Origin of the sequence: Roseococcus microcysteis (genome assembly GCF_014764365.1) — a bacterium.
GTDB lineage: Bacteria > Pseudomonadota > Alphaproteobacteria > Acetobacterales > Acetobacteraceae > Roseococcus > Roseococcus microcysteis.
Window position 1 is genome coordinate 398,106 of record NZ_CP061718.1, and the last position, 26,235, is coordinate 424,340.

The following is a 26,235-nucleotide window of genomic DNA, read 5'->3' on the forward strand; positions in this document are numbered from 1 at the left end:
CACTCCAGGGAGGTTTGGCCGCGCGGCGCGAGAGGTCAAGCTGCCCTCAGCGCGGGATGCGCGCGGCGATGGGCGCCCAGACCTCCACCTCGCGCGCCACATGGCGGGCGGCGGCGGCGGGGGTGGCGTCGGGCCAGGGCTCGACATTCGCGCCGCGCAGCTTCTCCAGCACGGCGGGGTCGCGCAGCACGCGGGCGGCGGTTTCGGTCAGGATGCGCTTGGCCTCCTCCGGCGCGCCGGGCCGCAGGAACAGCACCTGCCAGGCCACCAGCGCATAGCCGGGCAGGGCGGTGGCGATGGGCGGCAAATTGGGCACCAGCGCCGACGGCCCCTCGCTCGTCACCGCGATGGGGCGCAGGCGCCCGTCGCGGATCAGCGGCATCATCAGCGTGGGGCTGTCGATGGACAACTGCATCCGCCCGGCCAGCAGATCCGCCACCGCCTGCGCCGCGGTGCGATAGGGCACCAGGGTGAAGCTCGTCTCCGACAATTGCTGGAACAGCGCGCCCGCCATGTAGTTGGTCGCACCCGGCGCGGCCGTGCCGAAATTCGCGCGCTCGCCCTGGGCGCGCAGCCAGGTGAGCAGGCTCGGCAGGTCATTGGCCGGCACGTCGGGATGCACCGCCAGCACGAAGGGCTGCTGCGCCACCAGCGAGATCGGCTCGAAATCAGTCACCGGATGATGGGCGAAGTTCGGGTCAATCGCTTGCATCACCGGGTGGTTGTTGGTGCCGATGAACACCGTGTAGCCGTCATTGGGCAGGCGGTGGAAACCCGCCGCACCCACGCGGCTGCCCGCGCCCACCAGGTTCTCCGGCACCACGGGCTGGCCGAGCGCCGCCTGCATGGCTTCCGCCATGATGCGCCCCACCACATCGGTCACGCCGCCCACGCCCACCGGGATCAGCATGCGCACGGGGCGGTTGGGATAGGCGGCCTGCGCGCGGGCGAGGGAGGGAAGCGCCAGCGCGGCGGAGGCACCCAGCAGCATGCGACGGGAAGAAGATGGAAGCGGCATGAAATCAGTTCCTCATCTTGCGTTTCGGCGTGCCTGGGCGACACTAACGCCATGAGCACGCTGCGCCACATCAATCTGCAAGAACCATTCCGGGCGTTGTTCTATGCGCCCTACTACGCCGCGCTCGCGCGCGATGCCTATGCGGCGGAGGGTGTCACGGTGCGCGTGCTGCCGGGCGAGGTGCCCTCGCTCGCAAAGGACAGCGTGCTGAGCGGTGCCGCGCATCTCGCCTGGGGCGGGCCCATGCGCATCCTGCTCGCGCATGACGCCGACCCTGCCTGCCCGCTGCGCAATTTCGGCGCGGCGATCCTGGGCGACCCCTTCCTGCTGGTGGGCCGCGAGGCGCGCCCCGGCTTCACGCTGCGGGACCTCGCGGGGATGACGCTCGGCACGGTGGCCGAGGTGCCCACCCCCTGGTGGGCCCTGCAGGAGGATGTGCGGCAGGCGGGCCTCGACCCCACCACGCTCAGCCGCGTCACCGATCGCTCCATGGCCGAGAACGCGGCGGCCGTGGCGGAAGGCCGCCTCGACGTCGCGCAGCTCTTCGAGCCGCTGGTCTCGCAGATGGAAATGGCGGGCACGGGCCATGTCTGGCACGCCTGCGCCGCGCGCGGGCCGACCAGCTACACCACCTTCTATTCCACCGCGACCAACATCGCGGAATACGCGCCGGAGTTCATGGCGATGATCCGCGCGCTGGCCACGACACAGCGCTGGTTCCATGCGGCCGGGCCCACCGCCATCGCCGCCACCATCCGTCCCTATTTCCCCGACCTGGACGCGGCGGTGATGGAACGCGCCATCGCGCGCTATCTCGACCTCGGCATCTGGACCACCACGCCGCATTTCCCGGCCGAGCCCTTCGAACGGCTGGAGCGGCACATGCTCACCGCCGGCGCCATCCGCCGTGCGCCCGGCTACGCGCATTGCGTGGATGACGCGATCGTGCGCCGCGCGCTCGCCTGAAACACCCGCAAGACCGGGGAGGAATCAAGAATGCCCAGCACCATGTTCGACCGCATCTGGGACCAGCATGTGGTGGCCGATCTCGGCGAGGGCTGGTCGCTGCTCTATCTCGACCGCATCCTGGTGCATGACCTCTCGGGCGGCCGCGCCATGGAGGAGGTCGCGCAGGCCGGCTACAGGCTGGCCGAGCCGCGCCACGTCTTCGCCACGCCCGACCATGCCGTGAGTTCCGCGCCCGGCCGCACCGCCGAGACCTTCCCCGTGGGCGCGAAACTGCTCCGCAGCCTGCGCGCGCGCTGCGCGGCCGAGGGCGTGCGGATGTTCGACCTGGGCCAGCGCGGCAATGGCATCGTGCATGTGATCGCGCCCGAGATGGGCATCGTGCTGCCGGGCCTGACCCTTGCTTGCGGGGATAGCCACACCTGCACCAATGGCGGCGTGGGGGCGATGGCCTTCGGCATCGGCGCCAGCGAACTCAGCCACGCCCTGGCCACGCAGACCCTGCCGCAGCGCCGCCCCGGCACCTTCCGCATCCGCTTCGAGGGCGCGCGCCCGGCCGGCGTCACGGCCAAGGACATGATCCTCGCCGCCATCGGCCGCTTCGGCGCGGCGGCGGGCACGGGCATGGCGATGGAGTATGCGGGCAGCGCCGTGCGCGCCATGTCGCTGGAGGAGCGGCTGACGCTGTGCAACCTCTCCATCGAGATGGGTGCCAAGGTCGGCATGGTGGCGCCCGACGACACCACCTTCGAATACCTGGCCGGCCGCGACTTCGCGCCCAAGGGCCGCGCCTGGGAGGCGGCGCTCGCCGATTGGCGCAGGCTGCCCTCCGACACCGAGGCCCGCTTCACCCGCGACGAGGTGATCGAGATGGCGAGCATCGCACCGCAGATCACCTGGGGCACCAGCCCCGAGCAGGTGGCGGACGTCACCGGCCATGTGCCGCGCCCCGAAAGCGCGCCCGACGCCGCCCGCGCGAAATCCTGGGAGGCGGCACTGCGCTACATGGGCCTTGAGCCCGGCCAGCCCCTCATCGGCACCAAGGTGGACTGGGTCTTCATCGGCTCCTGCACCAATTCCCGCGTGAGCGACCTGCGCGCGGCCGCGGACGTGCTGCGCGGCCGCAAGCGCGCACCGCACGTCACCGCCTGGGTGGTGCCGGGCAGCGAGAAGGTGAAGGCGGAAGCCGAAGCCGAGGGCCTGCACCACCGCTTCCTCGAAGCCGGCTTCGAATGGCGGGAACCGGGCTGCGCCCTGTGTGTTTCGGCCAATGGCGAGGCGGTGCCGCCCGGCGCCCGCTGCGTCTCCACCTCCAACCGCAACTTCGTGGGGCGGCAGGGCACGGGGGCGCGCACCCATCTGGCCTCGCCCGCCATGGCCGCCGCGGCGGCACTTGCCGGCAGCATCGTGGATGTGAGGAATTTCTGATGGGCATGCAGAGCTTCACCACCGTCACCGGCCCCGCCATCCCGCTGATGGCGGCCAATGTGGACACGGATGTCATCATCCCCATCCAGCGGCTCGTCGGCACGGGGCGCGACGGCCTCGGCCCCTACGCCTTCGAACGCCTGCGCTACAATGCCGACGGCACCGACAACATGGACTTCGTGCCGAACCGCGAACCCTATCGCGGCAGCCCCATCATGCTCGCCGCCGAGAATTTCGGCTGCGGAAGTTCGCGTGAGGGCGCGGTCTGGGCGCTGATGGGCATGGGCGTGCGCTGCGTCATCGCCCCCAGCTTCGGCGACATCTTCTTCGCCAATTGCTTCCAGAACGGGCTGCTGCCCGTGCGCCTGCCCATCGAGGAGATCCGCCGCATCGCGGAGGAAACGGAAGCCGGCCCCGGCAATGCCCGCACCACGGTGGACCTCGCGCGCCAGGTGGTCGTGACGCCCACGGGCCGCGAAATCCCCTTCCAGGTGGATGGCCGCAAGAAGGAGGCGATGCTGCAAGGCCTCGACGACATCGCCATGACGCTGAAGCAGGCGGAGGCCATCGCCGCCTGGAAGGCGCGCGACAAGCAGTCGCGAGGCTGGGCCTGGGAGAGCGTGGCGTGAAGCTGCTCGTCCTGCCCGGGGATGGCGTGGGCACCGAGGTCACGGAACAGGGCTTGCGCGTGCTCGACTGGTTCGCGCGCCACCGTGGCCTCGCGCTCGACATCACCCACCGCACTTTCGGCATGGAGAACTGGCGCCGCCACGGCACCATGATGCCCGACGAGACCTGGGCGCGCATCCTGGACGCCGACGCCATCCTCTTCGGCGCCACCGGCAGCCTGGACCAGGCCGCCGCCGTCCCGCCCGAGGAACGCCGCAAGGGATCGCTACTGCGGATGCGCGGGGCGCTGGACCTCTTCGCCAACCTCCGGCCCGTGAAAATGCCGGCGGCGTTGGCCGAGGCCAGCCCCTACAAGCCCCGCATCACCGAGCATGTGGACCTGATCTTCGTGCGCGAACTGACGGCCGGCATCTATTTCGGCGAGCCGCGCGGGGTGGAGACGCTGCCCGACGGCACCAAGCGCGGCATCAACACCCACAGCTACACCGAGGCGCAGATCACCCGCGCCGCCCGCTTCGCCTTCGAGCTGGCGCGCACGCGGCGCAACCACGTCACCAGCGTGGACAAGGCCAATGTGATGGAGGCCGGCGCGCTGTGGCGCCAGGTGGTGGGCGCGCTGCACGCGCGCGAATTCCCGGATGTGACGCTGGAACACATGCTGGCCGACAATTGCGCCATGCAATTGGCCCGCAACCCGCGCCGCTTCGACGTGATCGTGACCGACAACCTCTTCGGCGACCTGTTGAGCGATGCGGCGGGCGCCATCATCGGTTCGCTTGGCATGCTGCCTTCGGCCTCGCTCTCGGCGCCGGATGCGGCGGGGCGGCGGCGGGCGCTCTATGAGCCGGTGCATGGCTCGGCGCCCGACATCGCGGGGCAGGGGGTGGCGAACCCGCTGGGGTCCATCCTCTCGGTGGCGCTGCTGCTGCGCTGGAGTGCTGGACGGCCCGAGGACGCCGCGCATCTGGAGGCGGCGGTGGAGCGGGCCTTGGCGCAGGGTGCCCGCACGGGCGACATCGCGGCCCCTGGCGAGGCGGTGCTGACCACGGCGCAGATGGGGGATGCGGTGCTGGCCTGTCTGTAGCGCCTGATGCGCGCAGGCGCAGCCGGAGCGCTGAATCAGTCGCTCGGCAACGCCACGCCTGATGCGCGCAGGCGCAGCCGGCGCGCTGAATCAGCCGCTCGGAAAAGCTTCACGCCGCGCCCACCACCACGCACACATTCTGCCCACCAAACCCGAAGCTGTTCGACAGCGCCGCGCGGAAATCATGCGGCCGCCCCACCGGCACCGTGTCCATGCCGATCTCGGGGTCCGGGTCGTCCTGGTTGATGGTGGGCGGCAGGAACTGGTCGCGCAGCGCCAGCAGGCAGACCCCCGCCTCGATCGCGCCCGCGGCCGAGAGCGTGTGGCCGATCATGGATTTGGTGGAGGAAATGGGCGGCGGCGCCTCGGTCCCGAACACCAGCTTCGCCGCCAGCGTCTCCATCTTGTCGTTCTCGGGCGTGGAGGTGCCATGGGCGTTGATGTAGCCCACCTCCGCTGGCGTCAGCCCCGCATCGGCCAGCGCGCGTTCCATGGCGGCCACGATGGCATGCCCGTCGGGCGAGGAACGGGTGCGGTGGAAGGTGTCCGCCGCCTCGCCCACGCCCAGGATATAGCCCAGGATGGTGGCGCCGCGGGCGCGGGCATGGGCCTCGCTCTCCAGCACCAGCGCCCCCGCGCCATCGCCCATCACGAAGCCGTCGCGCGACTTGGTGAAGGGGCGGGACACGGCCTCGGGCGGCTCGTTGCGGCCGGACAGCGCCTGCAGAAGCCCGAAGCGGATGAAGGCCTCAGGCTGCAGCGAGGCCTCGGCCCCGCCCGCGATGGCGCAATCCGCCTCGCCCCGCCGGATCGCCTCGATGGCGAGCTGGATGGCGGAGGCCCCCGAGGCGCAGGCGGTGGTCACGGCCTGGGGCACGCCCTGGGTCTCGAAGCGTTCCGCCAGCCAGGTGGCCACGCCACCCAGCAGGAAATCCTGGTAATGACGGGCCATCCCGGCGCCGCCCGCGATCATCCCCGCATGGTCCCCGGCACCCAGGGCCAGGCGCTGCGGCCATTCGATCTCGACGGGCGGCAGGCCGAAGCAGAGCGGGCCGGGGAAGGGGCCCGGCATTCCCGCCTGGGCCAGCGCCTCGGCGATGGCGGCCTCGCCCATGCGCCGCAGCCGTTCGGGTGCCACCAGCGGCGTGCCGGAGGCATCCTCCGGGAAGTCCACGCAGGCGGCGACCCGCGCCTTCATCCCCGTGGTGTCGAAGCGCGTGATGTCGCGCACGCCGGAGCGCCCGGCACGGATGGCGGCCCAGCTCGACGCCGCGTCCCGGCCCACCGCCGTGACCATCCCGATTCCCGTGACCGCCACACGCATCAGATCGCCTCCAGCACCGCCGCGGCCTCGCCACGCCATTGTCCGCACCCCGTGACCAGGACGCGCCGCGCGCGCCCCTCGGCGATCGCGTAGGTGGCCAGCGCCAGGCCGGCCGGGAAGGCGGCCTCGGCCGAATGGCCGAACAGGTCGGCGGTGAAAAGGTCGGGCGCGCGGGGCAGGGCCGCCAGTTCATCCGCCGTGGCTTCGGGCGCGCCGGAGGCGGTGGAGATGATCATGTCGGCCTCCGCCCCCACCCGGTCCAGCAGCGCGCGGAGCCGCGCCACGCGCCCCTCGGGCCGCGCCTGGCTGGTCTCGATGGCGGTGAGCCGCGCCAGCGGTGCCGGGTTGGCCCCCTCCGGCTCCAGCGTCAGGAAGGCGGCGACCGAGCCCAGCACCATGCCCTGGCGCGCGGGCAGCGGCGCCCAGGGGCCCTGGTGCAGCGCGCCGCCGAAGCCATAGAGCAGCAGCAATTCCGGCCGGTCGCTGGTCATGGCCGCGCCCGTCAGCGCGACGGGCGAGGTGCCGGCCGCGACGCGACGCGCCGCCACGCGCGCGGCTTCGGCGCCGGCCACCTCCTCGCCCATCAGGGTGCGGGAGGAGCCCGCCACGCCATGGGTGATGGAGATGGAGCCCGCCAGCAGGTTCGGAAGCTGTGCCAGGAAGAGGGTGGGCCGCAGCCCCTCCAGCAGCATCTTGTGGACCCCGGCCGGGTCAGGCTTCGCGGCCAGGATGGCGGCGTCCAGCGCGGCATCGCGCTCGCCCCCGCCGGCGGCCACCGTCACGTCCATGCGGGCGACCTGGGGCTTGAGCCCGGCCTCCTCGATGGCGATGCCGGCCGCGTGCACGCCGATGCGCTGCCAGGGCTCCATCTGCCGCATCTCGCGGCGCGGGATGAAGCGGTCCAGCGGCAATTCGGGGGTGGGGTGGATGTCGTAGGGCGCGTCCTTGGCGCGGGCCAGCACGGGGGGCACGCCGCCGGCCAGCAGGGGGGCATGCACGCCGCGCCCCTCGCCATGGCTGGAGATGAGGCCCACCCCCGTCACCATGACGGGCGTCATGGCAGCAGGCCGATGGCGGTGGCGCGCGCCCGCAGCGCGGGTTCGAGGCCTGGCGCGGGGAAGGGAAGAGTTTTCAAGGTCAGTTCCGCCTCCGCCGCGCGGGCGGTGCCCTCGTTCACCGCGCCCCGCAGCACGGCATAGCCCGAACCGTCATGGATCAACTCGGCCGTCACGGTCAGTTCCGCGCCGGGCCTGACCATGCCGCGCAGCTTGGCCTCGCTCACCTTGGCCAGCACGGCCATGCGGGTGAAGCCGTGCCGCGCCACGACCAGCCAGCCGGCGGCCTGGGCCATGGCCTCCACCATCAGCACGCCGGGCAGCAGGGGGAAGCCGGGGAAATGACCATCGAAGACGGGGCTTTCCTCGGGCACGCGCGCCAGCGCCACGAGGCGGTCCGCCTCGCGCTCCAGCACCCGGTCCACCATCTCGAAATATTCGAGGCGCAAGGCTCAGCCCTGCTTGGCGGCCACGAGTTCCTCGATGCGCTTGGCCAGGCTGCCCATCACGAAGAACTGCTCGGCCGGGGCCTTGCCGGAATTGACCTGCTCGGTCCAGGCCTCGACCGGCACCTTCACGCCGAAGCGCTTGTCGATCTCGAAGACGATGTCGAGGAAATCGAGGCTGTCGATGCCCAGGTCATTGATGACATGCGCCTCGGGCGTGATCTTCGCGCGGTCCACATTCGCCGTCTCGGCGATGATCTCCGCGATGGTGTCGAAGGCATTGGCAGGCGGCGCCGAGGACATGGCGACGGGCTCCATAATGGGAATGAGGCGCAGTCTTTGGCGCGTTGTGGCCCCGCTGTCCAGCGCGCCCCGCGCGGGGCTCATGTGACCAAGCGTTACCACAGGTGTGGCGGCCAGCCCCGGGCACCGGGGGGTCAAGGGGGGCTGGCCGCGGGGGACGGGCGGGGCCGGGGGTGGGCGCCCGCCCGGCCCCGTCTCACGCGCGCCTTGCGTGGCGCAGCACCATCAGCGGCGTCCAGCCGCCATCCGGGCCGCGCACGGAGGTTTCCATGCGGCGGTGGTCCGCATCCTCCCAGATGAGGGTGTCGCGGTAGAGCGCCGTGCCTTCGCCGGTGAAGGCGGGGCCCTCGCTTTCCAGCACCAGCTCCCGCCCATCCTCGGAGAGCGCGCCGTCATAGATGGACAGGTGCCACATCATGGACCCCACCCAGCTGCCGATGAAGCGCTCCCGCACCGGGTCGTAGCCCAGGGTGATGACGCAATGCGCCTCGCCGCCGCCGCCCGGCATCTCGCCCCGCGATTCGCCCATGATCCAATAGCCGCCGAGGGAGCGGACCCGCTCCGTGCCCGTGCCGGTGAAGCTCTGGCCATCCGGGCCCATGAACTCCCCGGTGTAGTCCCATTCGCCCAGGAAGCGGTGCAGCCAGCCATGGCCATGGGCGGGCGGCGTGCCCATGGGGCACATCTGGGCCGGGCGTGTCACGAAGGCGGTCAGGCGGTCCATCATCTCGCCCCAGCCGCGTTCGAATCCCATGGCCTCATGCTCCGCGCGCATCGCGGCCGTGGGGTGGGACCAGTGGATGCCGAGGCGGGTGCCGTCCGCCTCGGGCGTGAAGGTGAGGGCGAGGCGCGCGCCGGGCAGGGGGCTGCCCTCCGCCTCGTCCAGCCGCATCACCAGGCGGCGCGGCGCCTCGATCGCCTCGATGAAGCCGAGGCCGCCGCATTCCTCGCCCGAAGGGCCGCCGAGCCGCGTCAGGAAGCGGCCGCCCATGCGCGGTTCGACCTCGCAGGCCGTGAGGGTCATGCCCTTGGGGCCGAACCATTCGCGCAGCTCCGCGGCGCTGGTCCAGGCGCCGAAGACCTGTTCGGGCGGGGCGGGCAGGCGGCGCGTCATCCGCAGATCCGTAGGGGCCGCTTGGGCCTGGTGGTGGGTGTCCATGGGCGTGTCCTTCCTTCCTGGTGGTGTGGTTCTCAGCCGAGCGCGGCCAGCAGCCGCTCCAGCGATTCGGTCCAGCCGCGGCGGTGGTTGGTCGCGGTGGTCTCGTCGGCGAAGCGGTCATGGGTGAGGGTGAGTTCCGTGCCCTCCTCCACCGCGCGCAGCACGACCGTGAGGCGCGAGACGCGCTCGGGCGTCGTGATCCAGGACCAGTCCAGCACCAGCCGGCGCGGCTTCTCGATCACCTGGAACACGGCCTTGGTCTCGTGGCGTTCGCCATTGTCCTCACGCAGCACCACGTTCAGCTCGCCGCCCAGCCGCAGGTCCACGCGGGCCGATTCCACCCGCGTGTGGTGCGGGCCGAACCAGAGGGCGATGACCTCCGGGCTCGTCCAGGCCTCCCAGACGCGCTCGGGCGTGGCCCTGAAGCGGCGCACCAGGGTCAGGCTGGGTGTCACGGCGTTCATTTGGCCTCCTTTTCCTCGACGATGGCGGCCAGCCGATCCAGGCTCTCGGCCCAGAAGCGCTGGTAGCGGGCGAGCCAGGCCATGGCGTCCTCCATGGGCGCGGCCGCCAGCCGGCACTGCACGGTGCGGCCGGTCTTGCGGCGGGTGATGAGGCGCGCGCCCTCCAGCACATCCAGGTGCTTCATCACGGCGGGCAGTGACATGGCGATGGGGGCGGCCAGCGCGGAGACGGTCTGCCCGTCCTCCGCCGCCAGGCGTTCCAGCAGGGCACGGCGGGTGGGGTCGGCCAGCGCGGCGAAGACCTGGTCCAGCGGGGCGGAATGCTTATCCATAAGGTTTAGTATCTGCGCGGCGGCGCGAATGGTCAACCATTTTGTTAAGCGTTGGCGCGGCCGTGGCGCGTTCGGAAAAACGGCTTCATTTCAGGGAAGGGAGAGGCTGGTAGGGGCGGGGGGACTCGAACCCCCATGGCCTTGCGGCCGCTCGATTTTGAGCCGAGTCCGTCTACCGTTCCGGCACGCCCCCGTGGGCGCTGCATATCACGCGCCCCGCGCGGGGGTCGAGAGCCGCCAGCTCTGTTACAATAGGCCACACCGCGCAACACGGCCCCGCTGTAACATTCCCGGCATGGAGACCAAGCCGCACATCCTCGTCATTGATGACGACCGCGACATCCGGGAGCTTCTGGGAAAATTCCTGGAAAAGCAGGGCCTGCGCGTGACGCTGGCGCGCGACGCGCGCGATGCGCGCAAGCTGTGGCCGCTCGCGCGCTACAACCTCGTGGTGCTGGACCTGATGATGCCGGGCGAATCCGGCCTCGACCTCGCGCGCTGGCTGCGCCAGCAATCCAGCATCCCCATCGTGATGCTGACCGCGATGGGCGAGGAGACGGACCGCATCGTGGGCCTGGAGTTGGGCGCCGACGACTACATGGCCAAGCCCTTCAACCCGCGCGAATTGCTGGCCCGCATCCGCGCCGTGCTGCGCCGCGCCCAGGGCGCGGAGGCGCAGGAGGCCGTGCCCGACCAGATCCTGCGCTTCGCGGGCTGGGTGCTGGAGCCCACGCGCCGCCGCCTGCTCAACCCCGACGGCGCCGAGGTGCCGCTGACCGGCGGCGAATACGAGTTGCTGACCACCTTGCTCGACCGCCCCAACCGCGTGATGACGCGCGACATGCTCATGGACATCATCCACAACCGCCAGCCCGGCCCCTTCGACCGCGCCATTGACGTCGCCATCTCGCGGCTGCGGCGCAAGCTGGAGGATGACGGGCGCAACCCCTCGGTCATCAAGACCGTGCGCGGCGGCGGCTACGTGCTCTCGGCCACGGTCGAACGGGGTTGAGCACCACCCAGGGCGAGCCGCGCTGGCGCTGGTTCGGCTGGCTGCGCCCGCGCACGCTCGCCGGCCGCACCGCGCTGGTGCTGGTGGTGGGGCTGATGTCCGTGCAGGGGCTGGGCCTGACCATCCACGCCTTCGACCGCATCGAACTGCAACGCGCGGCCGAGGCGCGTTACATCTCCAACCGCATCATCGGCCTGTGGCGGGTGCTGGCCACCGCGCCGCCCGAACGCCGAATCGCCCTGCTGGCCGAGGCCGAATTCCCCCCGAGGTGACCGCCACGCTGGAGAGCACCCCCCGTGCCAAGCCCGACATGCCCCCCGTGGCCCCGGGCCATGCGCGGCTGTTCCGGCTGGAGGGCCCGCCGCCCATCGTGGCGCGCCGCCTGCGCCCGGCCGATGTCGTCTCCGGCATGGCCGGGCCTTCGCATATCGTGATCTCGCTGCGCTTCGCCGACCCGCCCTGGGCGCCGCCCGCCTGGCTGAACCTCTCCATGCGCGTGCCCGCCCCCCGGCCCTGGCATTCCGACCGCTTCCTCTTCGCCTTCGCGGCCATGTCGGTCACGGCGCTGCTGCTCATCCTCTGGGCGGTGCGGCGGCTGACGCGGCCCGTGGCGGACCTCGCGGCCGCGGCCGAGCGCCTGGGCCGCGACGTAAACGCGCCCGCTTTGCCGGAGAACGGCCCGCGCGAGGTCGCCCAGGCCGCCGCCGCCTTCAACGGCATGGCCAGCAACATCCGCCGCTTCGTGGCCGACCGCACCCAGATGCTGGCCGCCATCAGCCATGACCTGCGCACACCCATCACCCGGCTGCGGCTGCGTGCCGAATTCATGGATGACGAGGACCAGCAGCGCCGCATGCTGGCGGACCTGGCCGAGATGGAGGCGATGATCGCCTCCACGCTGGCCTTCGCCCGCGACGACGCGGCGGCGGAACCCGCGAGCCCGCTGGACCTGGCCAGCCTCGCCCGCACCGTGCTGGACGAGGCGAGCGACGCCAACCCCGACATGGCCGAGCGCATCCATTACGAGGGGCCCGAGCATTTCGTGATGCCGTTGCGGCCGCTGGCCATGAAGCGCGCCTTGGGCAACCTGGTCGCCAATGCGCTGAAATACGGCGATGCGGCGCGGCTGACGCTGGAACCGCGCGGCGGCGGCGCCTGCCTGGTGCTGGAGGATGACGGGCCGGGCATTCCCGACCACTCCCACGAGAAGGTGTTCCAGCCCTTCCAGCGCATCGAGGGCAGCCGCAACCGCGAGACGGGCGGCACGGGCCTCGGCCTCACCATCGCGCGCAGCATTTTCCGGGCGCATGGCGGGGAGGTGACGCTGCACAACCGCCCGGCCTCGGGCGAGGACCAGGGCGGGCTGAGGGTGGTGATGCTGCTGCCGGGGTGATAGCCAGGGGCGGACCCCGGAACGGAGACCCGCCCATGGCCCTCAAGGCCGCCATCCTCCCCGTCACCGCCTTCCAGCAGAATTGCGCCCTGGTCTGGGACGACACGACCCTGCGCGCCACCGTGATTGACCCCGGCGGCGATGTGGCGCGCATTCGGCAGGTGCTGGCGGAGCAGGGGCTGGAGCTGGAGCAGATTCTGCTCACCCACGGCCACATAGACCATGCCGGCGGGGCGGATGAGCTGCGCGAGGCCTCGCCCGGCGTGCCCGTGGTGGGGCCGCACGTCGCGGACAAGATGCTGCTGGACAATCTGGAGAAGCAGGCCTCCGCCTATGGGCTTGTGGCGCGCAACCTCACGCCCGACCGCTGGCTGACGGAGGGCGAGACGGTCACCATCGCCGGCCAGGACTTCGCGGTGCTGCATTGCCCGGGGCATTCGCCGGGCAGCGTGGTCTTCGTCTCCGAGGCGCTGCGGATCGCCTTCGTGGGGGATGTGCTGTTCCAGGGCTCCATCGGCCGCACGGATTTCCCCTATGGCGACCATGACGCGCTGATCGGCGCCATCATGACCAAGCTGATGCCGCTGGGCGACGACATCCAGTTCCTCTGCGGCCATGGCCCGGGCTCGGATTTCGGCACGGAGCGGCGGACGAACCCCTTCCTGCCACGCTGATTTCCTTGACTTTCTTCAGTTTTTCAGGGCATTGTGCGGGTTGCCGACGCCCTTCCCATGCCCGCCGCGTGCGGGGCACGGGTAAGATAGTAAGATGGTAAGATAGTAAGATAGTAAGGCGGCCGGCCCGAAACGGGGCCCCCGCGAAGACGCCGAAGGCGGTTTCGTGGGGAATACTTCGGGGCCCCCGCGAAGACGCCGAAGGCGGTTTCGTGGGGAATACTTCGGGGCCCCCGCGAAGACGCCGAAGGCGGTTTCGTGGGGAGTAATTTGGGGCCCCCGCGGCAGCGCCGCAGGCGATGTCGTGGGGAGTGCTATACGGCCGCGCTGTGCCTGCCGTTGCCGCTGTTCAGCCTGGCGTCGAAGCAGGAAGCGACATGCCGCAGGAAGGGCCGCGCCTCATCCGGCACCGTCAGCCAGGCGCCGGCCAGCCGCACCAGCCCATCGCGCTCCAGCCCCTGCAGCCCGGGCAGGGCGGATTGCAGCACCGCCGCCGGCAGCGTGTCGAGGTCCAGCGCCAGGTCGCACATCACCCGTTCGATGGCCGCGCGGCGGATGATGTCCTCGCCCGTGAGGGCGAGGCCACGGATCACGGGCAGCTTCCCCGCCTCGACGGCCGCCACATAGCCGCGCTCATCGGGGATGTTCTGCGCATAGCCCTGCGGCACCGCGCCGATGGAGGAAGCGCCCAGCCCCAGCAGCATCGGCGCGTCATCGGTGGTGTAGCCCTGGAAGTTGCGGCGCAGCCGGCCCGCCGCGGCGGCCCGCGCCATGGGGTCGGCGGGCCGGGCGAAGTGGTCGAGGCCGATGGGCACGAAGCCTGCCGCGCGCAGCACGTCGGAGGCTTCCTGCGCCTGTTCCATGCGGGCGGCGGCATCGGGCAGGTCGCTCTCAAGGATCGCCTTCTGGGCGGGCTTCATCCAGGGCACATGGGCATAGCCGAAGACCGAGACGCGGTCGGCGCCGAGTTCCGCCGCCAGCGCCGCCGTCGCCGCCACATGGGCGCGGCTCTGGCCGGGCAGCCCATACATCATGTCGAGGTTGATGGCCGAAACCCCCGCCGCCCGCAGCCGCTCGACGGCGGTGCGCACCATCTCGGCTGGCTGGATGCGGCCCATCAATTCCTGCACCTCCGGGTTCGCATCCTGCAAACCCAGCGAGGCGCGGGTGAAGCCCTCCCGCGCGAGCGTCGCCACCACCTCTTCGGTCAGCGTGCGCGGGTCCAGCTCGATGGAGAGTTCCGCATGCCGCGCGAAGGGATACAGCGCGCGCAGCTTGCCCATCAGCGCCGAGAGCCGGGCGGCGCCGAGCGCGCTCGGCGTGCCGCCGCCCAGGTGCAGGTGCTGCACGATGCCATCGGCGGGCAAAGCGAGGGCGAGCAGCCGCGCCTCGCGGTGCAGCGCCTCGGCATAGCGGGCGATGCGCTCCTCGTTGCGCGTCACCGAGGTGTGGCAGCCGCAATACCAGCACAGCTCATGGCAGAAGGGGATGTGGACGTAGAGGGAGAGCGCCTCGGCCGGCGGCATGCGGGACAGCCAGCCGCGATAGGTCGCCTCCTCCAGCGGGCCGAAATGCGGCGCGGTGGGGTAGCTGGTGTAGCGCGGCAGGTTGGCCTGGGCGTAGCCGGAGCGGTCGAGGAGCTTCATGGGTCAGGATGCTGCCTTGTCGCTCCGTCCTATCGCCTTGCGCCTGATCAATCCAAGGACTTTGATATGTTGGAACCAGGAGTGCGGGCATGAGCGAAGTGGAACTGGCGATCCGTGGCGGCATGATCGTGACCGCCGATGGCATGCGGCGGGCCGATGTGGGCATCGCGGGCGGGCGCGTGGTGGCGCTGGCGGAACGGATCGAGGGGGCCGCGCAAGTCATCGAGGCCGATGGGCTGTGGGTGATGCCAGGCGGCGTGGACACGCATTGCCATATCGAGGAACCCAATGTCGCGGGCGGTCTCAGCGAGGAGAGCTTCATCACCGCCTCCCGCGCCGCCTTCGCGGGCGGCACGACCAGCACGGTCTCCTTCATTCCGCAATGGAAGGGCCATGGCATCCTGGAGCGCGCCGACGACTACGCCCGCCGCGCCGCCACCGGCATGCTGGACCACAGCTTCCACCAGATCATCACCGACCCGACCGACGAGGTGCTGGAGAAGGAGCTGCCGCAGGTGGTGGCGCGCGGCATCCGCAGCCTGAAGGTGTTCCTGACCTATGACGCGGTACATCTGAGCGACGCCGAATATCTCCGCGTGCTGCGCGCGGCGCGGAAGCACCAATGCCTGGTCCATGTCCATTGCGAGAATTACGACGCCATCAAGTGGCGCATCGAGGCGCTGCTGGCCGCCGGCATGACGGCGCCGAAGTATCACGCCTGGGCGCGCCCGCCCGTGGTGGAGCGCGAGGCCACGCACCGCGCCATCGCGCTGGCGGAACTCGTGGACCAGCCCATCCAGATCTTCCATGTCAGCTGCGCCGAGGTGGCCGAGGAGATCGCCGCCGCCCAGGCGCGTGGCGTGAAGGTCTGGGGCGAGACCTGCCCGCAATACGTCACGCTGACGGCCGACGACATGGCCCGCACCAGCGAAAAGGATGGCGCGTTCGAGGGGGCGAAGTTCATCTGCAGCCCCGCCCCGCGCGGGCCTGACGAGCATGAGCGCGTCTGGGACATGATCCGCCGCGGCGTGCTGGACGTCGTCTCCAGCGACCATTGCGCCTACAGCTTCGACGGACCCAAGGGCAAGCGGCAGAACGGCACGGACCGCTTCGACCTGATCCCGAACGGCATCCCCGGCCTCACCGCCCGCCTGCCCATCATGTTCAGCGAGGGTGTCTCCAAGGGCCGCATCACGCCCGAGCATTTCGTGCGCCTGGTCGCCACCAACCCGGCCAAGATGCTGGGCCTCTGGCCGCGCAAGGGCGGCATCCATGTGGGGGCGGACGCCGATATCGCGCTGTGGGACCCACAGCACAAGCGCACGCTGACCAACGCCATGATGCAGCATGTGGCCGACTACACGCCCTATGAGGGCATGGAGGTCACGGGCTGGCCGGTGCGCGTGCTGCGCCGGGGCGAGAGCGTGATGCACAACGACAAGGTCACGGCCGAGCCCGGCACCGGCCAATTCCTGCCCCGCGCGCCCTACGACATGATCGCCCCGCGCGGCATCACGCCCAACGGCTTCGCTGACTAAGCAAGCGGCACAGGCCGCATGGCGGCGTCATCCGCCCGCAACCTTGTGATTGCGGCGGCGGGGCCGGTTGGTTAGCGTCGCTGCAATCAATCGGCAAGGAGGCCATTATAATGAATCGGCGTGGGATTTTGGCCGCGGCGGGCGTCGGCCTGCTGGCGGCACCGGCGGTGCGGGCGCAGGGCGCCTGGCCCAACCGGACCATCCGCCTGGTCGCACCCTACGCGCCGGGCGGCTCGGTGGACGCGATGGCGCGCATCACCGCGCAGAAGCTCCAGGAACGGCTGGGCCAGAACGTGGTGGTCGAGAACCGTTCCGGCGCCAGCGGCACTGTGGGCGGGCGCTATGTCGCGCAGTCCGCGCCGGATGGCTACACTTTCTGCTTCTCGGCCAGCGTGCAGACGCTGGCGCGGCTGGTGCTGCGCGACCCGGGCTATGACCCCATGGTGGACCTGGCGCCGGTGGCCCGCGTGGGGCAGGGGCCGCTGCTGCTGATCATGTCGCCGGGCCGCCCGCAGACCACCTTGCAGGAGGTGGTGGCCGCCATCCGCGCCAATCCGCGCGACTGGACCTTCGCCACCTCCTCGCTGGGGGCGGCGGGGCACCTCGCCACGGTGGAATTCATCCGCCAGCTGGGGGTCGAGGTGCCGATCGCGACCTATCGCGGCACCGGCCCCGCCCTGCCGGACCTGTTCGCCGACCGCGTCCAGCTCATCTTCGACCCGATGCTGGCCACGCTGCCGCCGGTGCGCGCCAACCGCGCCAAGCCCGTCGCCATCACCTCGGCGCGCCGCAGCCCGGCGGCGCCCGAGGTGCCGACCACGGCCGAGGGCGGCATGCCGAGCGTGGACCTGCAATCCTGGTGGGCGATGTGGGGTCCGCGCGGCGTGCCGGCCGAGATCACGGAGCGCATCCAGCGCGAACTCTCCACCGCCATGCTGGAGCCCGACGTGGCGCAGCGCACGGTGACGCTGGGCATCGAGCCGCTGTTCCAGGGCGGGCAGGAGCTGGTGGACTTCATCCAGGCCGACTTCAACCGCACGCAGGAACTGCTCCGGATCGCGAACTTCCAGCCGGAGTGAGGGCCGGGCATACTGCCTCCAACCACCAGGGAGGCAGTCGCCATGTCCACCATCACCACCGCGCGCCGGGCCGTGCTGCTCGGCGCGCTCGCCGCGCCTGTCGTCGCGCAGGCGCAGGGCGCCTGGCCGCAGCGCCCGGTGCGCGTCATCATCCCCTGGCCGCCGGGCGGCGGGGCGGACACGGTGGGGCGCATCCTCTTCGCGCGCGTGGCCGAGATCCTGGGCCAGAACTTCGTCATCGAGAACCGGCCGGGCGCCACGGGCACCATCGGCGCCAACGCCGCCGTCCGAAGTGCCGCCGATGGCTACACGCTGCTCTATGACGCGACGGGGCTGTCCATCAACCCGTTCCTGATGCCGCATCTGCCCTTCGACGTGCGGCGGGATTTGGTGCCGGTCTTCCTCTCCGCCGTGGTGCCGAACCTGCTGGTGGTGACGCCCAGCGTGCAGGTCCGCACGGTGCAGGACGTGATCACCCTCGCGCGCAACACGCCGGGCGGGCTGAACTGGGCCTCCTCGGGCAATGGCTCGGCGCAGCACATGGCGCTGGAACTGTTCCGGCAGATGACGCAGCTGCCGCTGACCCATGTGCCCTATCGCGGCGGCGGGCCGGCCCTGACCGACGTGATCGGCGGGCAGATCAACTTCTTCTTCAGCAATGCCAGCGCCTCCACGGGCCATGTGCAGTCGGGCGCGCTGCGTGCGGTGGGGCATAGCGGCACGGGGCGGCTTGGCAGCCTGCCCGACGTGCCCGCCGTGGCCGAGACGCTGCCCGGCTTCGAGGCCTATGAGTGGAACGGCGCCTTCGTCCCCCGCGGCACGCCGGCCGAGGTCGTGCAGCGCCTCAACGCCGCCATGAACGAGGCCATCGCCCACCCGGCCGTCGCCGAGCGCCTGGCCGGGCTGAATGTGGGCACGCGCCGCAACACGCCGGACGAGTTCCGCGCCTTCCTGGAGGCCGAACTCACGAAGTGGGAGCGGGTGATCCGGGAGGGCAACATCCGGCTCGATTAGCTTGCTGCGCGCGGGCCTCGGGCCATTTCGCGCCGACTATTTGCGAAGATAGAACGGCACCTTCCCCGTGGACCGCAGCGCGTGGTCCGCGGCGAAGAGGTCGGCATAGTGCAGCACATGCGCCTCCGGGTTCTCGGTGTGGAAGGGCGCGTTGGTGGCGTGGGTGGTGACGGTGCTGACCACGCGGTGGGGGAAGCCCAGCTCCTTCAGCAGCATGCCCCCCACCACGCCGTGCGGCAGCTCGCGGTAGAGGCGCGTGTATTCCGTCGGCGTGTAGAGCAGCGGCTTGTCCACATCATGCAGGATGAGGATGGACATCATCACGTCCCAGTCCAGCGTGATGCCCCAGTCGGCCATGGCGCGCTGCGCCAGGTCCACGCCCGCGCGCGTCACCTCGTTCACATGGTGGCCGAGCGGGTAGCTGGGCGTGGCGGGCTGGAACACCATGTCCTCCAGCTTCTCGTAGCTGGACGAGGCCCAGGTGGTGACCCATGCGGTCACGATGTCGTCCCGCACCTTGGGCGAGACGCGGTCCAGCCCCCAGAGCCAGTCGCTCACCGCCGCGCGCTGGTGGTTGGTGCCGGTGGTGATGGTGTAGGTCTCGCTCATCGGGTGCTCTCCGTGAAGCTGAAGCGGGCGCCGAGTTCGGCCAGCCGCGCGGCCTCGGCATTGGCGAAGGCGAGGCGCAGATGCCGATCCTGGCCGGGGCCGAAGAAGGGGCCGGGCAGGGTCATCACGCCGCGATGTTCGGCGAGCCAGGCGGCGGCGTCCATGGCGTCCGGCGCGTCCTCGGGCAGGCGGAGATAGGCGAAATAGGCGCCCAGCGCGTCAATGCGCGCGTGGTTCAGCGCGGCGCGGCAGGCCTGGGCGCGCTCCTCCATCAGCCGGCGGTTCGCCTCGCGCCAGTCGCGCAGCGCCGGGATGGCCCAGGCGATGACGCGCTGCGCGGGGCGGGCGGGGCAGATCTGGAAACTGTCCAGCGCCTTGGCGAGCTGCGCCTGGAAGGCGCGCGGCGCGATGACGGCGCCGAGCCTGTGGCCCGGGATGCAATGCGCCTTGGAGAAGCTGTAGAGGTGGACCAGGTTCTCGCGCGCCGTCTCGAACAGGTCGTGCGGGGCTTCGGCCAGGAAGTCGCGATAGGTCTCGTCCAGCACCAGCCACAGCCCACGCCGCGCCGCCAGTTCCGCGAAGGCGGCGAGTGTCGCGGCGGGGTAGATGGCGCCGGTCGGGTTGTTGGGGCTGACCAGCAGGATCGCGCGCGTGTGGTCGGTGATGAGGCCCTCCGCGCGCGCCGGGTCGGGCACGAAGCCATCCTCGGCGCGGCAGGGCAGGGGGCGGGCCGCCACACCCTGCATGCGCAGCGTCATCTCGTGGTTGAAATACCAGGGGGTGGGGACCAGCACCTCGGCGCCCGGCTCCGCGATCACGGTCATGGCCATGGCGAAAGCGAGGTTGCAGCCGGCGGTGATGGCCACCTCCGCCGCGCCGATCTTGCTGCCGTAGAAGCGCGAGGCATCCTCGGCCAGGGCCTCGCGCAGCGCGTCATCGCCCGCGATGGGGCCATAGCCCGCCGCGTCGCGCCGAGCCGCCGCCTCGCCCAGCCGCGCCAGCAATTCGGGGTGGGGCGGATAGCCGGGCACGGCCTGGGTCAAATCGAGCGCCGGCCCGTGCCGGCCCGCATAGCGCGCGGCCCATTCGCGCGCGGCGGGGATGGGTGGTTCGGCGGTGGCGAGGATGGCGGGGGAGAAGCGGGGCAAGGTCAGGGGTCCTCGATCAGCGGGCGGCCCGTCTCGTGCCGCCAATGGTGCCAGAGCAGGCGCGCGGCCAGGCCACGCGCGGGCGACCACGCGGCCGCCATCGCGGCCAGCGCGCGCGGCGTGGGGCGTGTTTCCAGCGCGAAGAGGTGCCGCGCGGAATTGGCCAACGCGATGTCGCCGCTTGGGAAGATGTCCGGCCGGCCTTCCGCGAAGAGCAGATGCACCTGCGCCGTCCAGGGCCCCAGCCCGCGCACCGCGCAGAGCATGGCCACCGCCGATTCATCGTCCAACTCCGCCAGCCGGTCGAAATCCAGCGTGCCATCGGTGCAGGCCAAGGCCAGCGCGCGCCCATGTGCCGCCTTGGGGCGCGACAGCCCCGCCACACCGCACAGCGCCGCGTCATCCAGCGCCAGGAACCCCGCCGGTTCCAGCGCGCCTGGCAGCGCCGAAAGCCGCCGCCAGATCGCCCCCGCCGCCTGGTTGCTGATCTGCTGCCCGCAGATGGTCCGCAGCAGTCCCGCGAAGCCGCGCGGGCGCGTGCGCCAGGGCAGGGGGCCTGCCCGCTCCTCGATGGCGGCGAAGCGCGGCTCGGCGGCGAAGAGGGCGGCGCGAAGGAAATCCACGCCGCAGGTTTGACGCAAGCGGCGTCGCGCAACAAGCTGCGCCCCCTACGGAGGAATTCGCCATGCAACGCCCCTACACCCAGGCCGACCTCGACGCGCTCTGCGCCTGGGACACGCCCACCATCTGCAACGCGCTGGAAGTCGTGGTGCCGGCCCGCCGCGGCCATGGCTTCACGGTGCGCCCGCTGACGGCGGCCCACCCCTCCATGCCGCCCATCTGCGGGCCGGCGCGCGTGGGCACCATCCGCGCCGCCCACCCCTCGGGCCGCAGCAAGGAAGCGGACCGCGCGGCGCGCATCGGCTGGTATGAGTATGTCGCGAACACCGACATGCCGACGGTGGTGGTGCTGCAGGACCTCGACGACGTGCCCGGCACCGGCGCCTTCTGGGGTGAGGTGAACACCAATGTCCACAAGGGGCTGAAGGCGCTGGGCTGCGTCACCAATGGCTCGATCCGCGACCTCGACATGGTGGCCCAGGGCTTCCAGCTGCTGGGGGTGGTGAATCCGTCCCACGCCTATGTCCACATCGTGGATTGGGGCCGCCCCGTCAGCGTGGCCGGCATGTCCGTGAACCATGACGAGGTGGTCCATGCCGACCGCCACGGCGCCGTCGTGATCCCGGCCGAGGCGGTGAAGGCCATCCCCGCCGCGATTGACCTGCTGACGCGCAAGGAGGCCGTGATCCTGGAAATGGCCAAGCGGCCCGACTTCGACATCGGCATGCTGCGCGACGCGCTGGCGAAGTCCGACGAGATCCACTGAATGCCCTTCGACGACGATGCGCCAAAGCCGCGCATGGAGGGGGGCTGGTTCCGCTGGGACCAGCCCCTGGCCAGCGTGAAGCGCGAATGGGTGGACGGGAACGCGCACCTGAACATGGGCTACTACATGGTGGCCTTCGACCTGCAGACGGACCGGGTCTGGACGCCGCTGGGCCTGGGCAACGCGCTGCGCCGGATCGAGATGGGCACCTTCGCGGCCGAGGCCTGGCTCGACTACCAGCGCGAGATGACCGAGGGCATGCCCATCGGCTGCGACAGCATGGTGGTGGCCTATGACGACAAGCGCCTGCTGATGAAGCACCGCATGTTCCACTTCACCGAGGGCTGGGTGTCGTCGGAGAACGAGCTTTTGTATCTTTGCGTGGACATGACGACGCGGCGCGTCGGCAAGTGGCCGCAATATGTGCTGGACAACTTCGCGAAGGTGGCGACGGGTGAAGCGACGCGGCGGGTGACGCTGCGGAAGAGGGGTTCCTGACTCAGGCCGCGATCCGGTCAATCCGGTCCCGCAGCCGGTACCACGCCCCCACCATCGGCAGGAACCAGTCCGGGTTGCCGTTGTAGAGGGCGCGGTCCGGAAACGGCAGGCCGTCCAGCGCGAAGCCGGCATTGGACGCACCCGCCATCTTCAGCGCCGCGTTGTGGCCCATCCAGGTCGCCATCGCGACCCCGCTGCCCTGGCAGCCGGCGGCGTAGTGCACGCCCGCCTCCTCGCCCAGATGCGGCAGGTAGTCGAAGGTGAAGGCGACATTGCCCGTCCAGGCGTGGGTCACCTTCACGTCGCGCAGCTCGGGCAGGACGGCGCACATCATGGCGTGCAGGCGCGGGGCCGCGGCCTCGGCCGATTGCGGGGCGAAGCTGGCCCGCCCGCCCCAGAGGATGCGCTTCCCGTCCGGCGAGGGCCGGTAGTAGTTCAGCACGCGCTTGGTGTCGCTGATCATGCGGCGCTTGGGGAAAAGGCGTTCGATGCGCTCCTCGCCCAGCTCCTCGGTCGCGATGATGTAGGAGGCGACGGGCAGCAGCCGCCGCGTCAGCCAGGGCATGGGCCCGCCGCGCGAATAGCCATTCGTCGCCATCAGCACCGTATCGGCGCGCATTTCGCCGGCGCTGGTGTGCAGGCGGAAGCCGGAACCTTCCGGCTGCGCGGCGGCGACCCGCACCTGGTCCACGAGGTGCGCGCCGGCACGCTCGGCGGCGGCGGCCAGGCCGCGCGCATACTTGCCTGGGTGCAGGCTGCCCGAGCCCTCGGCGAACATGCCGCCATGGTAATGGGTGGTGGCGATGAAGCCGCTCTCCTCGCCGCGCGCGACCATGCGGGCGGGGTGGCCCGAGATCTCCTGGATGCGGGGCAGCGTTTTGGCCAGGGTGTCGAAATGCTTGGGCGTCCAGGCGCCCACGAAACGGCCGCAGCGCACATAGTCGCAATCAATGCCCTCGCGCGCGATCGTCTCCTCGATGAAGGGGAAGCTGGCGCCGCAGGCGCGCGCGATCTCGGCCGCGCGTTCGGGGCCGAAATTCTTCTCGAGCGGCCCGCGCGCCACCTTCAGCCCGCCCGAGACCATGCCGCCATTGCGTGAGGAAGCGCCCCAGCCGATTCGCTCGGCATCCAGCACCACCACCTCATGGCCCAGGCGTCGCAGCGTCAGCGCGGCGGAAAGCCCCGTGTAACCTCCACCCACGATGGCAACGCGGGTGCGCTCGGGCAGGGTGGTGTCGCGGGTGGGGGGCTCGGCCGCCTCCCACCACCAGGGACGTGCCTTGAAATCCGCCGCGAAGGGATGCCGGTTCATCATCATGCCCAAGGTTGCGCCAGCCGGCACAAGCTGTGCCGCATGCCGCAGCGTGGCACGCGTCACGGTGGGCATGGAAGTGTCCGGGCCAGTTGACGGGCGTCCTGGGGCCAGTGACGATTGCTGCAAGGCAAAGTTTGGGGGCATGGGTTTTGGCGGTGGATCTGATCCTCACGGGCGGCAGCGTGTTTCGCGGCCTGGCGGGCGGCATGGCGGAAGCCGTGGCGGTCAGCGGCGGCAAGGTGGCCGCGGTCGGCACCAATGCCGAGATCGAGGCGCTGGCCGGGGCCGGCACGAAGCGCGTGGCGCTGGACGGGCGGCTCGCGATTCCCGCCTTCAACGAAGCGCATATGCACCTGCTGCCCTTCGGGCTCGGGCTGTCCATGGTGAACCTCCGCGCGGAGGAGGTCCGCACGCTGGATGAGGTCCGCACCCGGCTGCGCGCGGCGGCCGACAAGACGCCCAAGGGCGAATGGGTGCTGGGCCGCGGCTATGATCATGCCGCACTCGACATCAATCGCCACCCGACGGTGGCGGAACTCGATGCCGCGGTGCCGGACCACCCGGTCTTCATCACCCGCACCTGCGGGCATATGGGCGTGGCGAACACCGCCGCCCTGCGCGCGGCCGGCATCAACCACAACACGCATGACCCCGAGGGCGGCGTCATCGAGCGCCGCGACGGCGCGCTGACGGGGCTGATCCAGGAACGCGCGCTGTCGCTCATCAAGGCGGCCGTGCCCTCGCCCGATACGGGGCGCATGGTGGACGCGATCGAGGCGGCGGGGCGGCACCTGGCCGCCATGGGCTTCGCCTCCGCCACCGACATGAATGTGGGCATGACGGCGAACCTGGCCGAGGTCGCGGCCTTCGCCCGCGCCGTCGAGGAAGGCCGCTGCCTGCAACGCATGTGGCTGGTGCTGGCCGGCAACCCCGAGGGCATCGCGGATGACGCCTGGGAGGCGGGCATGCGCCCCTGGAAGCCAGGCGACGACCCGGATGCCATGCTGCGCTGGGGTGCCGTGAAGGTCTTCGCCGATGGTTCGGCCGGGGGGCTGACGGCGGCCTTCTTCGACCCCTACCTCATCGGCAACACCACGGGCGTCTTCACCTTTCCGACCGAGACCATCCACGCCCTGCTGGCCAAGTACCACGACCAGGGCTGGCAGCTCGACATCCACGCCATCGGCGATGCGGCGATCGAGCAGGTGCTGGTGGGGATGGAGCAGGCGGGTGCCACGCCCGACCGCCGCCACCGCATCGAGCATTGCGGCTTCCTGACGCGCGACCAGCGCCGGCGGATGCTGGCGCGCGGCATCCTGCCCGTGCCGCAGCCCATTTTCATGTATGAGTTCGGGGACCTGTATCTGCGGAACCTCGGCCTGCCGCGCACCGCCTGCGCCTATCCGATGAAGACCTGGCTGAGCGAGGGGCACTACCCCGCCGCCAGCTCCGACGCGCCCGTCTCCACGCCCGACCCCTTCCTGAACCTGCTGACCATGGTGACGCGCCAGACCAACCAGGGCACCGTCTTCGGCCCGGAGGAGCGGCTGTCCATCCAGGAGGCGCTGCACTGCTACACGGTCTGCGGCGCCTACAGCACCTTCGCGGAGAACCAGCGCGGCACGCTGGAGGTGGGCATGGATGCGGACATCGCGGTGATGTCGCGTGACCTCACGCAGATCGCGCCCGAGGAATACCCGGATGTGCAGGCCCACCTGACCCTGCGCGGCGGCGTTCCCATCTTCGACCGCAACGGGGAGCTGGGCTGATGCTGCGCCACGCGCTTCACCGCATCGCGCTCGCCATCCCGGTGCTCTTCGGGGTGCTGGTGATCGGCTTCCTGCTGATGCAGATCGTGCCCACCGACCCCGCCACCGTGCGCGCCGGCCCCACGGCCACGCAGGAGGTGGTGGCCGCCATCCGCGCGGAGCTGGGGCTGGACCAGCCCATCTGGGTGCAGTTCGGCCTTTATCTCTGGCGGCTGGCGCAGGGGGATCTGGGCGTCTCCATCATCAACAACGTGCCGGTGACGCAGGAACTGGGCGCGACCATCGGGCCGACGGTGGAGCTGATGCTGGCCTCGCTCGTGTGGTCCATTCCCACGGGCATCTTCCTCGGCACCATCGCGGCCTATTGGCGCGGCTCCATCCTGGACCGCACCATCATGGCCGTCAGCGTGGCGGGCGTCTCGGTGCCGGTCTTCTTCCTGGGCCTCGTCTTGATCTGGTTCGCGGGCTTCCAGTGGCAGTTGCTGCCCTTCACCGGCCGCGAGGGCCCGCTTTGGACCTGGGAGGGCATACGCGCCATCATCCTCCCCGCCATCACGCTGGGCGGCGTGCTGGTCGGGCCCGTGGCGCGCATGACGCGCACGGCGGTGGTGGACACGCTCTCGGCCGACCATGTCCGTACCGCGCGCGCCAAGGGGCTGAACGAGCGGCTGGTGGTGCTGCGCCACGCGCTGCGCAACGCGCTGATCCCGGTGGTGACGCTGATCGGCCTGCAGATCGGCTTCCTGCTGGGCGGCGCCGTCGTGACCGAGACCATCTTCTCCTGGCCCGGCGTGGGGCGGCTTGCGGTGGGCGCCATCCTCTCCGCCGATTTCCCCATGGCGCAGGGCACCATCATCGTGCTCTCGGCCGGGTTCATCCTGGTGAATCTGATCGTGGACCTTCTCTACGCGGTGCTCGACCCGCGCGTGCGGCAATCGTGAGGG

28 protein-coding genes and 1 tRNA gene are annotated in these 26,235 nt (G+C 70.9%); 15 read left to right on the forward strand and 14 right to left on the reverse strand.

The window, feature by feature from the left end; translation table 11 throughout:
* Nucleotides 1-46: 46 nt before the first annotated feature.
* A complete protein-coding gene (locus tag ICW72_RS01845; RefSeq protein WP_191084679.1) occupies nucleotides 47-991 on the reverse strand; it encodes a Bug family tripartite tricarboxylate transporter substrate binding protein in 945 nt (314 codons plus the stop codon).
* A gap of 78 nt (nucleotides 992-1,069) precedes the next feature.
* Here ICW72_RS01845 and ICW72_RS01850 point away from each other — a divergent pair, with 78 nt between their 5' ends.
* The 4 genes from ICW72_RS01850 to leuB are packed head-to-tail and all read left to right on the forward strand — an operon-like array spanning nucleotide 1,070 to nucleotide 5,126.
* Nucleotides 1,070-1,984: an ABC transporter substrate-binding protein gene (locus ICW72_RS01850; RefSeq protein ID WP_191084680.1), complete on the forward strand. Its 915-nt coding sequence runs from the start codon at nucleotides 1,070-1,072 to the stop codon at nucleotides 1,982-1,984.
* Nucleotides 1,985-2,014: 30 nt separating this feature from the next.
* The gene (leuC, locus tag ICW72_RS01855; RefSeq protein ID WP_191084681.1) at nucleotides 2,015-3,412 is read left to right on the forward strand and encodes a 3-isopropylmalate dehydratase large subunit; all 1,398 of its coding nucleotides are present in this window, start codon (nucleotides 2,015-2,017) and stop codon (nucleotides 3,410-3,412) included.
* A 5-nt stretch (nucleotides 3,413-3,417) separates the two neighbouring features.
* On the forward strand, nucleotides 3,418-4,041 hold the full coding sequence (gene leuD / locus ICW72_RS01860) for a 3-isopropylmalate dehydratase small subunit (protein WP_191086074.1): 624 nt from the start codon (nucleotides 3,418-3,420) through the stop codon (nucleotides 4,039-4,041).
* On the forward strand, nucleotides 4,038-5,126 hold the full coding sequence (leuB, locus tag ICW72_RS01865; RefSeq protein WP_191084682.1) for a 3-isopropylmalate dehydrogenase: 1,089 nt from the start codon (nucleotides 4,038-4,040) through the stop codon (nucleotides 5,124-5,126). The genes leuD and leuB overlap by 4 nt, the downstream gene beginning before the upstream one ends.
* Nucleotides 5,127-5,235: 109 nt before the next feature.
* Here leuB and ICW72_RS01870 read toward each other — a convergent pair whose 3' ends face one another.
* From ICW72_RS01870 to ICW72_RS01905, 8 genes are all read right to left on the reverse strand, one after another.
* Nucleotides 5,236-6,450, reverse strand: a complete 1,215-nt coding sequence (locus ICW72_RS01870; protein WP_223880746.1) for a beta-ketoacyl synthase N-terminal-like domain-containing protein — start codon at nucleotides 6,448-6,450, stop codon at nucleotides 5,236-5,238.
* Complete coding sequence (locus tag ICW72_RS01875; RefSeq protein WP_191084684.1) at nucleotides 6,450-7,508, reverse strand: beta-ketoacyl-ACP synthase; 1,059 nt, start codon at nucleotides 7,506-7,508, stop codon at nucleotides 6,450-6,452. The genes ICW72_RS01870 and ICW72_RS01875 overlap by 1 nt, the downstream gene beginning before the upstream one ends.
* Nucleotides 7,505-7,954 (reverse strand): 3-hydroxyacyl-ACP dehydratase FabZ family protein, encoded by a 450-nt coding sequence (locus tag ICW72_RS01880; protein ID WP_191084685.1) that lies wholly within the window; start codon nucleotides 7,952-7,954, stop codon nucleotides 7,505-7,507. The genes ICW72_RS01875 and ICW72_RS01880 overlap by 4 nt, the downstream gene beginning before the upstream one ends.
* Nucleotides 7,955-7,957: 3 nt before the next feature.
* Nucleotides 7,958-8,254, reverse strand: coding sequence for an acyl carrier protein (locus ICW72_RS01885; RefSeq protein WP_191084686.1), 297 nt, complete (start codon nucleotides 8,252-8,254; stop codon nucleotides 7,958-7,960).
* 196 nt (nucleotides 8,255-8,450) lie between these two features.
* Nucleotides 8,451-9,413, reverse strand: a complete 963-nt coding sequence (locus ICW72_RS01890; RefSeq protein ID WP_191084687.1) for a DUF1579 family protein — start codon at nucleotides 9,411-9,413, stop codon at nucleotides 8,451-8,453.
* Nucleotides 9,414-9,445: 32 nt separating this feature from the next.
* Nucleotides 9,446-9,877 carry an SRPBCC family protein gene (locus ICW72_RS01895; protein ID WP_191084688.1) on the reverse strand — a complete coding sequence of 144 codons (432 nt, stop codon included), beginning with the start codon at nucleotides 9,875-9,877 and terminating at the stop codon, nucleotides 9,446-9,448.
* Nucleotides 9,874-10,209, reverse strand: coding sequence for an ArsR/SmtB family transcription factor (locus ICW72_RS01900; RefSeq protein ID WP_191084689.1), 336 nt, complete (start codon nucleotides 10,207-10,209; stop codon nucleotides 9,874-9,876). Before ICW72_RS01900 ends, ICW72_RS01895 begins: the two co-directional genes overlap by 4 nt.
* 107 nt (nucleotides 10,210-10,316) lie before the next feature.
* A tRNA-Leu gene (locus tag ICW72_RS01905) sits at nucleotides 10,317-10,402 on the reverse strand.
* A 102-nt stretch (nucleotides 10,403-10,504) separates the two neighbouring features.
* On the opposite strand from ICW72_RS01905, the gene ICW72_RS01910 reads away from it, so the two are divergent.
* Genes ICW72_RS01910 through ICW72_RS01920 form a run of 4 tightly spaced genes read left to right on the forward strand, consistent with a single transcriptional unit; the run spans nucleotide 10,505 to nucleotide 13,288 of the window.
* Entirely contained in the window at nucleotides 10,505-11,221 is a 717-nt protein-coding gene (locus tag ICW72_RS01910) for a response regulator (RefSeq protein ID WP_184383837.1), read from the forward strand.
* The gene (locus ICW72_RS20490) at nucleotides 11,218-11,493 is read left to right on the forward strand and encodes a hypothetical protein (protein ID WP_223880747.1); all 276 of its coding nucleotides are present in this window, start codon (nucleotides 11,218-11,220) and stop codon (nucleotides 11,491-11,493) included. Before ICW72_RS01910 ends, ICW72_RS20490 begins: the two co-directional genes overlap by 4 nt.
* Nucleotides 11,490-12,614, forward strand: coding sequence for an ATP-binding protein (locus ICW72_RS01915; protein WP_223880748.1), 1,125 nt, complete (start codon nucleotides 11,490-11,492; stop codon nucleotides 12,612-12,614). The genes ICW72_RS20490 and ICW72_RS01915 overlap by 4 nt, the downstream gene beginning before the upstream one ends.
* Nucleotides 12,615-12,649: 35 nt before the next feature.
* Complete coding sequence (locus ICW72_RS01920; RefSeq protein ID WP_191084691.1) at nucleotides 12,650-13,288, forward strand: MBL fold metallo-hydrolase; 639 nt, start codon at nucleotides 12,650-12,652, stop codon at nucleotides 13,286-13,288.
* Between the two features lie 314 nt (nucleotides 13,289-13,602).
* Here ICW72_RS01920 and hemN read toward each other — a convergent pair whose 3' ends face one another.
* Nucleotides 13,603-14,934 carry an oxygen-independent coproporphyrinogen III oxidase gene (gene hemN / locus ICW72_RS01925; protein WP_191084692.1) on the reverse strand — a complete coding sequence of 444 codons (1,332 nt, stop codon included), beginning with the start codon at nucleotides 14,932-14,934 and terminating at the stop codon, nucleotides 13,603-13,605.
* Nucleotides 14,935-15,023: 89 nt separating this feature from the next.
* Here hemN and hydA point away from each other — a divergent pair, with 89 nt between their 5' ends.
* The 3 genes from hydA to ICW72_RS01940 all read left to right on the forward strand — a co-directional run bounded on the left by hydA (nucleotide 15,024) and on the right by ICW72_RS01940 (nucleotide 18,565).
* The gene (hydA, locus tag ICW72_RS01930; protein WP_191084693.1) at nucleotides 15,024-16,472 is read left to right on the forward strand and encodes a dihydropyrimidinase; all 1,449 of its coding nucleotides are present in this window, start codon (nucleotides 15,024-15,026) and stop codon (nucleotides 16,470-16,472) included.
* A 110-nt stretch (nucleotides 16,473-16,582) separates the two neighbouring features.
* Nucleotides 16,583-17,551 carry a Bug family tripartite tricarboxylate transporter substrate binding protein gene (locus ICW72_RS01935; RefSeq protein WP_191084694.1) on the forward strand — a complete coding sequence of 323 codons (969 nt, stop codon included), beginning with the start codon at nucleotides 16,583-16,585 and terminating at the stop codon, nucleotides 17,549-17,551.
* A 42-nt stretch (nucleotides 17,552-17,593) separates the two neighbouring features.
* On the forward strand, nucleotides 17,594-18,565 hold the full coding sequence (locus ICW72_RS01940; protein ID WP_191084695.1) for a Bug family tripartite tricarboxylate transporter substrate binding protein: 972 nt from the start codon (nucleotides 17,594-17,596) through the stop codon (nucleotides 18,563-18,565).
* Nucleotides 18,566-18,601: 36 nt separating this feature from the next.
* Here the strand turns inward: ICW72_RS01940 and ICW72_RS01945 are convergent, their stop codons facing one another.
* The 3 genes from ICW72_RS01945 to ICW72_RS01955 are packed head-to-tail and all read right to left on the reverse strand — an operon-like array spanning nucleotide 18,602 to nucleotide 20,945.
* Entirely contained in the window at nucleotides 18,602-19,174 is a 573-nt protein-coding gene (locus ICW72_RS01945) for an HD domain-containing protein (RefSeq protein WP_191084696.1), read from the reverse strand.
* Nucleotides 19,171-20,322: an aminotransferase gene (locus ICW72_RS01950; RefSeq protein WP_223880749.1), complete on the reverse strand. Its 1,152-nt coding sequence runs from the start codon at nucleotides 20,320-20,322 to the stop codon at nucleotides 19,171-19,173. Before ICW72_RS01950 ends, ICW72_RS01945 begins: the two co-directional genes overlap by 4 nt.
* 2 nt (nucleotides 20,323-20,324) lie before the next feature.
* On the reverse strand, nucleotides 20,325-20,945 hold the full coding sequence (locus tag ICW72_RS01955; protein ID WP_191084697.1) for a DNA-3-methyladenine glycosylase family protein: 621 nt from the start codon (nucleotides 20,943-20,945) through the stop codon (nucleotides 20,325-20,327).
* Between the two features lie 62 nt (nucleotides 20,946-21,007).
* Here ICW72_RS01955 and ICW72_RS01960 point away from each other — a divergent pair, with 62 nt between their 5' ends.
* Both ICW72_RS01960 and ICW72_RS01965 read left to right on the forward strand, forming a co-directional pair.
* On the forward strand, nucleotides 21,008-21,709 hold the full coding sequence (locus tag ICW72_RS01960; RefSeq protein ID WP_191084698.1) for an RraA family protein: 702 nt from the start codon (nucleotides 21,008-21,010) through the stop codon (nucleotides 21,707-21,709).
* Nucleotides 21,710-22,207, forward strand: a complete 498-nt coding sequence (locus ICW72_RS01965; protein WP_191084699.1) for a thioesterase family protein — start codon at nucleotides 21,710-21,712, stop codon at nucleotides 22,205-22,207.
* A 1-nt stretch (nucleotide 22,208) separates the two neighbouring features.
* Here ICW72_RS01965 and ICW72_RS01970 read toward each other — a convergent pair whose 3' ends face one another.
* Nucleotides 22,209-23,594, reverse strand: a complete 1,386-nt coding sequence (locus ICW72_RS01970; RefSeq protein WP_223880750.1) for an NAD(P)/FAD-dependent oxidoreductase — start codon at nucleotides 23,592-23,594, stop codon at nucleotides 22,209-22,211.
* 83 nt (nucleotides 23,595-23,677) lie between these two features.
* Here ICW72_RS01970 and ICW72_RS01975 point away from each other — a divergent pair, with 83 nt between their 5' ends.
* Nucleotides 23,678-25,291: an amidohydrolase gene (locus ICW72_RS01975; protein WP_223880751.1), complete on the forward strand. Its 1,614-nt coding sequence runs from the start codon at nucleotides 23,678-23,680 to the stop codon at nucleotides 25,289-25,291.
* A complete protein-coding gene (locus tag ICW72_RS01980; protein ID WP_191084701.1) occupies nucleotides 25,291-26,232 on the forward strand; it encodes an ABC transporter permease in 942 nt (313 codons plus the stop codon). Before ICW72_RS01975 ends, ICW72_RS01980 begins: the two co-directional genes overlap by 1 nt.
* The last annotated feature ends 3 nt before the right edge of the window (nucleotides 26,233-26,235 follow it).